The 13,311-nt window shown below is 35.9% G+C and carries 9 protein-coding genes and 1 pseudogene; all 10 read left to right on the forward strand.

All coding sequences use genetic code 11. The features are described from left to right. Positions 1–1,339: 1,339 nt before the first annotated feature. Positions 1,340–1,537: a transposase gene (locus Q1A48_RS21975; RefSeq protein ID WP_366523445.1), complete on the forward strand. Its 198-nt coding sequence runs from the start codon at positions 1,340–1,342 to the stop codon at positions 1,535–1,537. Between the two features lie 57 nt (positions 1,538–1,594). Then, positions 1,595–1,792, forward strand: a complete 198-nt coding sequence (locus Q1A48_RS21980; RefSeq protein ID WP_366523446.1) for a transposase — start codon at positions 1,595–1,597, stop codon at positions 1,790–1,792. Between the two features lie 813 nt (positions 1,793–2,605). Continuing rightward, positions 2,606–3,457 (forward strand): glycosyltransferase, encoded by an 852-nt coding sequence (locus Q1A48_RS18960; RefSeq protein ID WP_299948070.1) that lies wholly within the window; start codon positions 2,606–2,608, stop codon positions 3,455–3,457. Positions 3,458–3,471: 14 nt separating this feature from the next. Next, positions 3,472–5,235, forward strand: a complete 1,764-nt coding sequence (locus Q1A48_RS18965; RefSeq protein WP_299948072.1) for a hypothetical protein — start codon at positions 3,472–3,474, stop codon at positions 5,233–5,235. Further along, a complete protein-coding gene (locus tag Q1A48_RS18970; RefSeq protein WP_299948074.1) occupies positions 5,219–7,456 on the forward strand; it encodes an alginate lyase family protein in 2,238 nt (745 codons plus the stop codon). The genes Q1A48_RS18965 and Q1A48_RS18970 overlap by 17 nt, the downstream gene beginning before the upstream one ends. Positions 7,457–8,149: 693 nt before the next feature. After that, positions 8,150–9,316, forward strand: a complete 1,167-nt coding sequence (locus Q1A48_RS18975; RefSeq protein ID WP_299948076.1) for a glycosyltransferase — start codon at positions 8,150–8,152, stop codon at positions 9,314–9,316. Between the two features lie 31 nt (positions 9,317–9,347). Then, the gene (gene gmd / locus Q1A48_RS18980; RefSeq protein WP_299948078.1) at positions 9,348–10,442 is read left to right on the forward strand and encodes a GDP-mannose 4,6-dehydratase; all 1,095 of its coding nucleotides are present in this window, start codon (positions 9,348–9,350) and stop codon (positions 10,440–10,442) included. A gap of 22 nt (positions 10,443–10,464) precedes the next feature. Beyond that, entirely contained in the window at positions 10,465–11,427 is a 963-nt protein-coding gene (locus Q1A48_RS18985; RefSeq protein WP_299948080.1) for a GDP-L-fucose synthase, read from the forward strand. Positions 11,428–12,032: 605 nt separating this feature from the next. Next, complete coding sequence (locus tag Q1A48_RS18990) at positions 12,033–12,779, forward strand: glycosyltransferase family 2 protein (protein ID WP_299948082.1); 747 nt, start codon at positions 12,033–12,035, stop codon at positions 12,777–12,779. A gap of 136 nt (positions 12,780–12,915) precedes the next feature. After that, positions 12,916–13,236: pseudogene (locus Q1A48_RS18995) on the forward strand (transposase); the annotation flags it as partial. Positions 13,237–13,311: the final 75 nt, after the last annotated feature.

Genomic DNA, 13,311 nt, shown 5'->3' on the forward strand with positions numbered 1-13,311 from the left:
ACCAGAAGATTTAATGGATAATTACTTGGCGGCACAAGCCGCATAAATGGTATGCGCTTCAAGGTTGAATCCGCGTTCTTTATAGTGCTCAAATGGATATAATTTATGCATGAAAACTACCCGCTTCCGTCCTAGAAGATAACCATCCAACTGCTGTGGAATTTTAGAAGAAATCAGCGTCTATAGCAGAAATTGCGTGGAAATTGAATGTTTCCATCCGATCATTACAAAACTGGAACAACTCTTATAAAGAGAGTGACTTCAAGCAAGGCATTGGCCGCTAAGAAATGCGGCCGCACCGAAGGCATGAGCCGTAGTTTAACGTCAGAGCAAGTAGGGAAAGTTCAAAAATAGATCGCGGACAAACAGCCAAGTCAGTTGAAGCTTGACTACTTGCTGTGAACACGCAAGGCGGTCATGGAACTGACAGAGAGTTAATACGGCATGAAAATATCGATTTATACCGTCGGTGATTATCCGAAATGCTAGGGGTTTACACCGCAGAAACCCGTCAAGCGGGACTATGAAAAAACTCTAAAGCCGTTAAGCATGGCGAGTAGAACACGAGAATTAAATGAAAATAATTTAATTACCAGCATATTCATCTGAATTAAATCTGAATTTATTTTTCAATTATGAACTCAAAGGAAATGTTCACGGCTGCATGCCAACACGATCTAAGGAGTAGCTGAAAAGCAAGGTACTTTCTTACATGAAAATATTACAAAAGAAGCCTGCGTGTGTAGCATCCTACCTAAGGCAACACTCGATCAAATATGCAATATAATGAATTATTTTTTTGCCGGATTAATAGCTTTTATCATTTTTACAATAGTAAGCTTTTGGTTATTTCTATTCTAAACATGTATAAAATATTTAGTAAATTCAACTGATGGGTGCACATTTTAATAGGATTTAATAAAAGCGGACAGTTGCTCATAGGCTTTAATTTTTTTCGGGAAGATATCTACACTGAGGCACTACAAACAACTTATTTATGAATAATGATACAAGATTGATGCGTTAAATAAAAGCGCTTTTATACAAGAAGAGGCTGTGACAGATGTAAGAATGCACGTGTTAACGATATCCAAGTAGTCAGCGGAGGATGGCGGTCAGTGCGGGGTATCTCCACAAGCAAGCTCAAAGGATTGTGCTTTCGCGTCGTGAAGATGCTAGAAAATAACAAGGCGACTCTAGAGCTGATTAGTCTAGCCCAAAAGGGCGACCCTTAAGCTTTTCCAGAAAAAGTACGCATAGTTTGACAAACGCGAAAGTCACATATTAACTCCAATGTGTGAATCGTCAAGCAACACACAATGGGGTCAACCTGAGACAAGTGGACAGTTTACGTCGCACAAAATTAGAGTGTAAGTGCCATATAGTTTTTATCTCAAAGTATCGTAGAAACGTACTTTTTGGACAAGTACGCAGAGAGTTGCCCATGATGTTTCACCAGTTGGTACGGCAAAACAAAAGCTTGATTCGTTATCAGGAGAAGGATGATCGGCGAGTAAAGCAGCTGAACTTGGTATGAAGATATAGGCAGCCTCTTTTAGGGGGCTTAAGGAACGTTAGTTTCGTACCGTTACTGATTCGTTTTAAGACTCAATCTGGACACCAACTAATAGAGCGTCTGCATTACGATCCAATGTTTAACTGGTTTGTTGGACTTGATATGGAGTACAAAGTTTGGATCCCGAACGTATTCACCAAAAACTGGAATCAAGAAATAACAGGCTATGTCGATAATCATTTTCAGAGCTATCAATTTTCACAGCCAAAAGCGTAACAATAACACGCAGGAATCCGCTACAGATGAAGTTGCGTGAATGTTCCGCGAGAGAGAAGGAAAGGAGCCCAAGCCTTGTTATATTAGACAACTACTTACTGAAACTGTAATGATCTGATCGTAGACAATGAATTCAAATCTTCCGGTACGAATCAAGAGTGAGGTGTCGGAACATTCATGATTGCCAGGTAAAGCACGTGGCCCGATATGACGATTGACACATATAAAAACTATGACATAGGCGATTTCTTCAAAAATCAGGGGAATCCAAAACGAATACAAAAATGCCATGACTGTATGAAGGGTATTTGTGTGATGTGAAAGCCCCGGAATATTGATCAAGAAAAATCCACCTGGTTCTACTGATTCACAACTATCGTATACAACATTACACAAAAGAAAACATTAATAGCATGAGATTATTGGAATAGGCACGAAAGTGCCGCTATGTAAGATAACTTTGATTTTGTTTTTTGATTGCGATAGTAGCCTCACTGGCACAAAACCTCTAAGTCAAAAAATATTCTCTGTATGGGCAAAACGTCAGGTTTAAAATTTAAAGAGTTTGGGAAATATTTTTTGCAGTCAGACAAAGGGTGAAGGTTTGAAAATATATGCAAGAAAGAAATTAGCACAGTATCATAAAATTTAAAGTATCATCGCAGAAAAATCAATCTTAGAAGTGATGAATAACTTAATGAATAAATATTTGAAGCAAAGACAGAATAAGCGAATATACTTTAAGTTAAGCTTGAATTCACTATATAATTTAAATCTGTTAAGAAAAATTTACTTTTTATGAGTGAGATCCCTATGAAATATTCTGTTATAATCCCTATTTATGAGCAATGGCATTTTGTTGCGGATTTAATTAATAGATTAATTCGACAATCAATAGGAATGAATAATTTTGAAGTATTACTCATAGATAATGGTTCAAAAAAATTCTTACCTATAAAAGACCTTCCAGATTTTTTTCGTATTTTAAATTGTAATACACCTGGAGCATATGCTGCTAGAAATCTTGGTATAAAAAATGCTAAAGGAGAATGGTTAGTTTTTACAGATGCCGATTGCCTCCCTGCGTATAATTGGTTGCAATGTTACGAAGAGTGCTCAGGCAGAAATAAGTTATTAGCTGGCAATGTTATCACAAATCCGGTATCCAGCGATCCTAGTATTTATGAAATCTATGATATCGTAAAGGGAATACCGCAAAAGGCATATGTTAAAGAAGGATACGCAGCAACTGCAAATTTAATGTTTTCTAAAGAGTTGGCCAGAATGGTAGGAAATTTTGAAGAATTATATTTTTCTGGAAGCGATATAGAGTTTTGCAAGCGTGCTGTAACAAAAGGCATGTCTATACACTATGTTGAAAAATCAATCGTTTATCATCGCGCAAGAACTAATTTAAGAGAACTTGCAACTAAGGTTCGAAGAATTAAAGGGGCAAGCTTACGTAGATCTAAACAAAAACATTTATTGCTGTCTTTAGCAAGGACTATGATTCCTCCCGTTAGAGTAATGGCTTTATTGGCAAGAAAGAATGAATTTTCTATTCGGTATAGAGTATTTGCTATCATTGTCCAGGTTCAGCTTTGGGGATTTGAAATTTTTGAAATGTTTTCTTTTTTAATTGGAAACAAACCAGTAAGGCATTAAATAAGAATATAAGTATGAGTTTAAAAATTATATTGATTAAATTCTTGGTATGGTACTATAAAGTTTTTAGTTCTTTTTGGAAAAGTAATCCAAAAATTTCCGTCTTTTTAATTTCTGCAGCTGTTTTTGTGCGATTTGTTAATCTAGTAGCGTTTATGCTTCCGTTGAAAGTACTGCTACTTGCATCTTCAGAAGGGGTTCCAACATACTTTCAAAGCTTTATCTCTCTGAATGATAAAGAAAAATGGATTCTATTTCTATCAATAGCTGCGGCGGCTGCATTTTTCTTAGGATTGAGTTTAAATGCTCTCTCTAAAAATATGTCTATTATCGGCGGTAAAAAAGTATTTAGAAAGACAAACTTTATCGCGATTAGTGTTCAAAAAAAAGATCGATTACCTAAATATTATTTAACATGTTGTCAAATATTATCGTCACTAATTTTTATTATTCTCGGTTTATTTATTATCGGTTTGTTGAGTAAACCAGTAATAAATATCTTACTATCATTGTTAGTAATAGAGTATTTCATTTTAGCAAGATATCTTAGACAAAAAAAATTTAAAGCATGTGAATCCTATAAGGTTTGTAGGGAAAAATACAATAATCTATTAAGTGTCTTTTCTTATGTTAATTTTATTATTTGTTTTATAGTAGTATTGATTCCATTTATTTTTAGGGAAAGCCCGAATGTGCTTATCTCCGTCATTACTATAATTCTTCTACGTCATACCTTAAGTTCTTTACAGTCAGCTGTAAAGGAATGTATCAAACTATGGAGCTGGAAGAGAAGTGTGGATCCTTTAGTTTTTCGGCATGTTCAACTCTTCAGAAATAATCAAGAAGAAGCTATTGATACTGATATTTTTTTAAATAAGGAAAAACGAGATCAGTGGGTTAAGAGGCATGTGTCAAAATTAACAGAAAGAAATTTAATAATAAGATGGGTAGATCGTTCACCTAAAAATATATTTACGTATATCATCAACCTTTGCTCTGAATCGAAAGATAAATCATTTAGTATAATGTTACAAGTGTATGATTCTAAATGGCGGCATTTACTTGAGAATGAAAAATATTTATTTTCTTATGTGAATAGAAGTGAGTTATCTTCTCCAAGTCTAATTTCATCGTTTGTAGAGGGCGAAATGGCTTGCCAATTTTTGAGCTTAGCGAACAATAGTAATACTCCGGTGGAGTCTTGGAGCGATATTAAACGTGAGTTGCTTTTAAAGCATTGGGTATGCTCCCCACCTAATAAGCTGATTGAAGGTTATGAATCTTCGCATGCTTTATTACACCAAAGAATCAATAAAGAGTTTATAGCAAAGGCTATTGTGGCAGTGGATGAAATATCAGAGTCTGAAGTGATAGATCAATTCATATTCGAGCTTGATAATTTGCAAGCAATAATAAGAAGGATGCCCTTATATATTCATAACAGAGAATTGAATCGTGAAAATACATACATATCATCTAATATTGAAAAAGAAATATTTTTGGTAAGTTGGGGAAATTGGACATTAGAGCCTATCGGATCAAAAGAAAAAGTTACTAATGATATCAATTATAAGAGTAGTGTAATTAGAGTATTGAAAAGTATGAGAAATGATATTCGAACTGAATATAACGTTCAGCACTTGGATTTGGCAGCAATGCTAGGAACGCTTGAATATGCAATGAATAAAAGGAGATACAAACTAGCTATAACGCAAATGTCACTAATTTTAGCTTCTCCGGTCCTGAAAGAGGAATGCAGATTTGCTGAGCTTGCGTGAATATATAATATTAATTCCTGGTGCTAGATTTTTAAAGAAAGCTTTCTTTAAGAGAAGGCGTTATATGAGCACATGTATAAACTATCCAAGTGATCGGCTAAAGTATGTAAATAAAAGTATAGAAAATATTTGTATGAATTACCGAAAAGATACTTTTGCACTATATCGCATTATTGGTAATGATCTAATGCCAAGGCATAAAAAAGGTCAATCAAGAGAAAATCTCAAGTTTATTCTAGAAAATGAGCAAGAATTTCCTGAATGTGTGAAAATATTTATCGTTAACCGTATTGTGGATATTGATGAAGAAGCAAAAATTTTGCAGATCCTTAATGATTTCTCAGCTTTGTATATTCATATTAAATTTGACATAAACGAGTATGCAAAGGTAGGATGGGATATCGACGGGATTCCACTAGATTTTGCACCTCCTTATTCAAAGTTTAATAATCTTGATTCATTAGAAAAAGTACAAGTATTAATGCGGCTCTTTCGCTTTAAAAACAATTACGTTATGAATAATAATGGAGCTAGAAATTTAGCGCTCAGGGATGGGAAGCGTCGAGCAAAGTGGGTGCTTCCTTGGGATGGAAATTCATTTTTGCCAACTGACGCGTGGGAACAAATCAGAAAATCAATTAAATCAAAAAAAGAAACATCATATCTAGTTGTGCCAATGGCGAGATTGATAAAAAATTCTGATATTTTGAATGATAATTTTTCCCTAGTTGCAAATGAAGAGCCACAAATTATATTTAGATTTGATAGTTTAGAAGAATTTAATGAGGAATACTATTATGGAAGACGTTCGAAAGTTGAATTACTTTGGCGTTTAGGGGTTGAAGGAAAATGGGATTCCTGGCCAATACAACCTTGGGACTTTTTTTGCCCACCTTATTCAAAGCAGGTCGGAAACTTTCAATATTCTGGTTGGGTCGCAAGGTTATTTTCAGGTAAAGCTGAGTTAGAGCAAGCATGTGATAAGAAAGCTTTTATAGGACGAGGTGAAGCTAGAAACCGAGCTGTTATTTCCCTGCTTACTGAACTAGATGATAAAGTGGCGAAGACTAACCTAAATTTTTATCAAAAACTAAGATCTAATCAATACCGAAGGTCAATTAACTATATAGCCCTAGGAGCTTTAGAAAATTCTGCTATGCAGGCAATGAAGAGAGGTACGTATTCAGTCATAGATAAAACCACATTACCACCAAGTGGTAATATGAAAGATTACTGGCATCCAGCACCTTATTACTGGCCTCATCCTCTCTGTTTTCTAGGCATGCCATATATTCGTAGAGACGGTATTCGCACTCCTGGAACAAAGCTGTATGACCCTCTATGTGATAGATACGATCGAACGCGATTACAGCGATTTTTTGATGACTCATATACGTTAGCGCTGGCATGGAAGGAAGGATTTGGTGAAAAATATGCTTGTCGTGGGCGAGATTTGATCCGTCGTTGGTTTTTAAATGAGGAATCAGCAATGAATCCTCATTTAAAGTATGCTCAAGTTCGAATAGGTCATAATAGTAATTTTGGACAGAGCTCTGGTATTATTGAGTTTAAAGATCTATATTATTTTCTAGATGGTGTTCGAATTCTACACAAAGGTAGATTCATTAGTGATGTTGAATTAATGCAGTTACAAGAATGGTTTGCGGAGTATCTACTTTGGCTTAAAAGCAGCAAGCAGGGTGTAGGAGAGAGAATGTCAAAAAATAATCATGGTACATTTTATGATCTCCAGGTTGCAGCTATTTGTTTTTTCATTGAAGACTTTAAACATTTAAGGTCTATTATTTTGGATTCTCGCTTTCGTTTGTTGAGCCAATTTGATGAAAATGGTATTCAGAAATACGAGTTATGTAGGTCTACAACAGCTCACTATTGTTGTTTTAATCTTCAAGGTTGGATTTATTTGTGTCAATTAGCAGAGAGCCTTGGTGAAGATTTGTGGAATTTTAGAGGACCAAAGTGTGGTGGGATTAAAAAAGGCCTGGAGTGGTTGTTGCAGTATACAAATAAAGAATGGCCTTATAAGCAAATCGGTACATTTGACAAAGATAGACTAATTCCATTGACTTACTATTATCGACTCAAGTACAGCAGTGGAGTTATCGAAAAAAAGAGCAACATAAAATCTGTGGCCTCATCAAAACCAATATTTTTTCCTCATGATGGGATACGACCCTTTTGGAATCTTTATCTATCTTAGTTTGATTTGGATTGATTATATTTCGTAATTTCTGGTAATAAGTACAATTGGTAAGTGGCTGACCAGTTGTTAGAGTCGGTGATTTTTCCGATTAACAGAAAATTACTGATGAACTACAGTTAACGACCAAGAACGAACGATACTAGATTCACATTCTGAAAAAAATCAGATATTTGCAGGTAGAGATTACCGAGTTACTGGGATGGCACCTCTCTACGATCAGTTGTGATCTGCGCCCGAACAATAAAATGTACAAATATTGTCCAGGTCAGGAGAAAAATCTGTCGAATGTAAAATGGCATGAAGCCTACATGGCCCAGAAAATGACAAACAGGTAAGGTGCGAGGCGACATAAAAGCTGTACTTCGTCAGGTATTGAGGCCGCAACAGGTAGGGAGGATACCTGAATAAATAGGATCTATCAAATGATTTATGCGCACAAAGACAAAGACGAAAAATTGTGTATTTATCTTCTGATAGCATCAAAGCTATATCGAAGGCGCTACTGTTATCGCAAGGGTTGTAAAGGAGCGTTATTAACCATATTGAACTAAATACGTTACCTCCTGTGTCATTATATATGTCATGCTCACTTTTCAACCAGTGGTGTTGCAGGAAGCTAGAGTTTTTTATCACTGCATGAGAGAGTTGAGGTTATTCTTTCAAACTAAGGTTATTAACAAAAATTTAATAATGAAAAATAAACAATACTCCATTGTAATAGTACCAGACAGATTTGCACATTACCGATATGCATCTTTTAAGCTCATTAGTAGTCTAAGAATGAAATCTCATAAAATTACAATATATGCTGATCCAAGAGAGGATCCGTCTAAGATACCGATCGTACCAGACACATTTTGTAACATGTATTTTTCCTCTGGTGGAATTTTTTGGAAGAAGATAAAGAGCTACTACATTCGTAATGTTTGTTTTTGGCAAACTGAGCTGCTGAGTCTGGGATTATCTAAGGATGTGGATGCAGTAGTATATTGGGGTGAGGCACATAGGATATCGACTTGGCTTAGTGCCATCTTGTCCAGAATAACTGGGAAAAAAGTTGTATTTTGGACTCATGGAATATATGGGCGTGAAAGTAAGGTGAAATTAATATTTAGATTGTTATTTTATAACCTTGCTAATTCGTTACTTCTTTATGGTAGGCACGGCAAACAACAACTTGAAGCAGCCGGAATTTCAAAAAAAATGTATGTTATAAATAATGCGCTTGATGTTAGAAAGCAAGCGCAATATGTTGATAGTCTTGAAAACAGTCAGCTTCATAATTTGCGTAATATTTATTGTACCGAGAATGATCGGTTGTTGGTCTTTGCTGGAAGGCTAGAGAGAAAAAAACGCTTGGATTTACTTTTAGCGGCAATTTCAAATATTAAGTCATCAGGTGAAGCTATAAAACTTATTGTAATAGGAGATGGCGGAGAGAGGGATAAACTTGAGGTTTTAACAAAGGCATTTCACCTTGAAAAGGATGTCTTTTTTTTAGGTCCGAAATATAACGATCAAGTTGTACTTCAATTTTTGCGCATTGCAGATCTTTGTGTTTCCCCTGGCGAAGTTGGACTTACAGCAATGCATGCACTAATTTGTGGAACTCCTGTAATATCTCATAGTGATTTAACAAAGCAAATGCCCGAAGTTGAATCAATTCGTAGTGGTATTAGTGGATTTCTTTTTGAGAGAAATAATGTAAATTGCCTTGTAAATAAAATTCAAGTTTGTTTTAGTGCGATTGATTCAGGCATAATAACATTTGGAAGTTGCAGGCGTGTTGTAATGAAATTCTATACACCAGAGTATCAGTGTAAGGTATTTTATAGGGCAATAGAAAATTTGCTTTAGTTTACACTTTATTGTTTATGGGTAAGATCAAGTGCAAAAAGCATTAATCACTGGAGTAACAGGTCAAGATGGTTCATATCTTGCTGAATTTCTTTTGAAAAAAAAATATGAAGTTCATGGCATTAAACGTAGGTCATCTATATTTAACACAGCAAGAATTGATCACCTTTATCAAGATCCCCATAACGAAAATAGAAATTTCATCCTTCATTATGGAGATCTTGCAGATGCATCAAATATTATTCGAATATTAAAAGAAGTTAGACCAGATGAGGTCTATAATTTAGGCGCTCAATCTCACGTTTCTGTAAGTTTTGCATCACCTGAATATACGGCTGATATTAATGGACTTGGAGCATTGAGAATCTTAGAAGCTATTCGTCTATTGGGGTTGGAAAATACAACGAGATTTTATCAGGCGTCATCATCTGAACTGTTCGGAAAAGTCCACGAAGTTCCACAAACTGAGAAAACTTCATTTCATCCTCGATCACCTTATGCGGTAGCTAAGCTATATGCTTATTGGATAACTATTAATTATCGTGAATCTTATGGTATTTATGCCTGTAATGGCATACTATTCAATCATGAGTCACCTAGACGTGGGGAGACATTTGTAACGAGAAAGATAACGCGAGGCTTGGTAAACATTGCATGTGGTTTAGAGAAGTGTTTATATCTTGGTAACTTAGATGCTTTGCGCGATTGGGGGCATGCAAGAGATTATGTTGAAATGCAGTGGTTAATGTTGCAACAACGAAAGCCTCGTGATTTTGTAGTTGCAACTGGCATTCAATCCTCAGTTCGTAATTTTGTGAAATTAACTGCCAGAAAGTTAGGAATTGAACTTGAATTTCTAGGAATCGGATTAGAAGAAAAGGGGATGGTTATCTCTATTAAGGGAGATATGGCCCCTAAAGTCAGAATTGGCGATACAATCGTACAAGTTGATGCAAGTTACTTCCGTCCTTCAGAGGTGGATAATCTTTTGGGTGATTCTACCTTGGCTAGGACTATACTTGATTGGAAACCTAAAATATTACTTGATCAATTAATTTCTGAAATGGTAGAGCAGGATCTAATTGAGGCAAAAAAAAATCTCCTTTTAAAAAAAAATGGCTTTTAGATTTAATATAGGAGCTAATAAGGTGTATAAAAGTAAACGAATATTTGTTGCAGGCCATAATGGTATGGTGGGATCTGCATTGGTGAGAAGACTAAGATTGTCTGGTCATGAAAATATTATTTTGAAATCAAAATCTGATTTAAATCTTATTGATCAAACCGCAGTAGATGAATTTTATAGGGAAGAAGCTCCTGATGTTGTTTATATTGCGGCAGCAAAAGTAGGTGGGATTTATGCAAATTCTCATTACCCGGCGGATTTTATATATCAAAATCTAATGATTCAATGTAATTTGATACAGGGAGCTAATTCTTTTGGGGTCCAGGATTTATTATTTCTTGGGTCGTCATGCATTTATCCTCTCGAATCTAAGCAGCCCATTACTGAGGGTGAGCTTCTACGAGGAGCGCTGGAGAAAACTAATGAGCCTTATGCTATAGCAAAGATTGCAGGAATTAAATTGTGCGAGTCGCTTAATCATCAATACCAAAGGCGTTATCGCTGCGTAATGCCATGTAATCTTTATGGGCCTGGAGACAGCTTCCATCCAGAAAATTCACATGTAATTCCATCGTTAATCTATCGTTTTCATACTGCAAAAATTTCTTGTCTATCTGAGGTTGCTGTGTGGGGAAGTGGCACTCCAAGACGTGAATTTCTATATGTCGATGATTTGGCGTCAGCTTGTTTGCATGTGATGAGATTAGAGGATGGAGTGAGAGTAAATAATTCTATGCCGACAGAATTTATGTTTAATATAGGTTCCGGAAAAGATGTATCAATAGCTCAGCTGGCAATTCTAATTGCAGATGTTGTAGGTTATGGCGGGGATATAGTGTTCGATAAATCTAAACCGGATGGAACTCAAAGAAAACTGCTGGATATATCTGTTATTCGTGAGCTTGGCTGGAAAATGGAAGTACCCCTTAGGGAGGGAATAAAGCTGACCTACGATTGGTATGTCAATAATGTTTTTTCTAAATGATTAAATAATATTTATCATCTTAGATTCAAGTTATAAGTGAATATCTTTATGTGGATAGAAAAAGGTCACTCGATTTCCCATAGACCTTTTTCTTTTTCTCCAGATAAAGATTTGCTGTGAAACTCTACAAGCAACTTACTTATGTGAAAAGATGTCAGATTGAGGCGTTTAAGAAAAGCGATTCTTCACAAGCAAAGATTATGGTGAATGTAAGCGTGAAACAGTTAACGATGTCGAGCAAGTTAGAGCGAAACAGTGGCCAGCGCGAGTATTGCTACAAGCAAGTTTAGGGGTTGTGCTTTGACATCATGAAGAGGCGAGAAAAGTAACAGAGCTAACGTCAGTGCTGATTAGTTAGTCGAGAATAAGATTGCTAAAATTGTACCAATATTGCCCTCAGAGGACTGAGTATAAAAGATAACTCATTAAGAATTTAATGCAGCGGTATAAAATTGAAATGATGCAATAAGGGAAACATTACACTTTGAATTTTTGGATAATTATTTTATGACACAAACTATATAAGCCATATGTATCTCAAGAGTGAATTCTAAAAAATTTAACTCAATAAATTATATTTAATGTTGCTCGGAGTGCTTTTAACTTTGAAAGTAAGTATTATTACAGTCTCATATAATAGCGAAGAAACAATTCGAGAGACTATTGCTTCAGTCCTGTTTCAAGACTATCCAAAGATTGAATATATAATTGTTGATGGGGGGTCTAAGGATCGAACTATGAAAATAGTTTCCGAATATGAAGAGCGGATCTATAAAATTATATCAGAATCGGATAAGGGTATTTATGATGCGATGAATAAAGGTATCAATTTCTCATCGGGCGAGGTAGTAGGTTTATTGAATTCTGATGATGTGTACTCAAACAGAAGTGTTATTTCTGAAGTGGTGCGATACTTGAGTCAAGGGAATGTTGACGCGGTTTTCGCTGACCTTGAAATTGTTTCTAAAAAGTTGCTTACTAGAAGGCGACGTTTATATAGCTCAAAGAGATTTCGACCATATAAGTTTAGATGGGGCTGGATGCCAGCACACCCTACATTTTTTGTAAAAAAAATCTGCTATAAAAAATTTGGATTATATAGAACTGATCTTAATATTGCAGCGGACTTTGAATTACTTGTAAGGTTTCTTTATAGAAATCAGGTGAGTTACGTATATATCCCTAGGTGCTTAGTTACAATGAGAGGGGGCGGTGCTAGTGCATCGGGATTATGGGGGGTGCTGTTTCAAAACATAGAGATTGTCAGGGCTTGTAGAGAGAATGGTATTTATACCAATATATTTTTAGTTGCCTTAAAAATTCCGGTAAAGATTTTTGAGTATTTTCGCTAGGAACTATTCTAGTTTAGAGGTTGCCTATTGATTTATGAGATCAACTCTCGTTGTTGAAGTCCTAATATAGCGATAAAACGAGCTTGCAATACTCAGTGATGAGCGCTGTTCGAAGCTGTGGAGAACTCTACGGTAATTGGCCATCTATGACAAGCGTGATCTCCGTATGACCCTTGAGGGCATGCTCTATTGAATGCGTACAGGTTGCCCATGGAGAGACCTACCGAAGAGCTTCAGATGTTAGAGTAAGGTCTACAAGCGCTTCAATGCCTGGTCAGGTTCAACCAAGCAGCAGAATGTATTTCAAGCGCTCGTAGTAAATCTGGACATGGAATGGGTTTTCATTGATGGATGTTACGCTAAACCGCACTAACACAGTAGCGGTACTGCCAATGATCATGATGGGGCGATAAGAAAAAGTCTAGCGGGGAGCACAAGAAAAACTCATTTATCAGTTTGTAGTGGTCTACTAATCCCGGACACCAATTTAGGTGGTAAAGTCGCTGCCTGAGACAGAGGTGTTCAATGAGTA

It is taken from the genome of uncultured Microbulbifer sp. (genome assembly GCF_947489355.1).
Classification (GTDB): Bacteria; Pseudomonadota; Gammaproteobacteria; order Pseudomonadales; family Cellvibrionaceae; genus Microbulbifer.

Excerpts from the sequence above, each read along its gene's own strand:
- Q1A48_RS18960 (WP_299948070.1), top strand. The coding sequence starts at position 2,606 with ATGAAATATTCTGTTATAATCCCTATTTATGAGCAATGGCATTTTGTT.
- Q1A48_RS18965 (WP_299948072.1), top strand. The coding sequence starts at position 3,472 with ATGAGTTTAAAAATTATATTGATTAAATTCTTGGTATGGTACTATAAA.
- Q1A48_RS18975 (WP_299948076.1), top strand. The coding sequence starts at position 8,150 with ATGAAAAATAAACAATACTCCATTGTAATAGTACCAGACAGATTTGCA.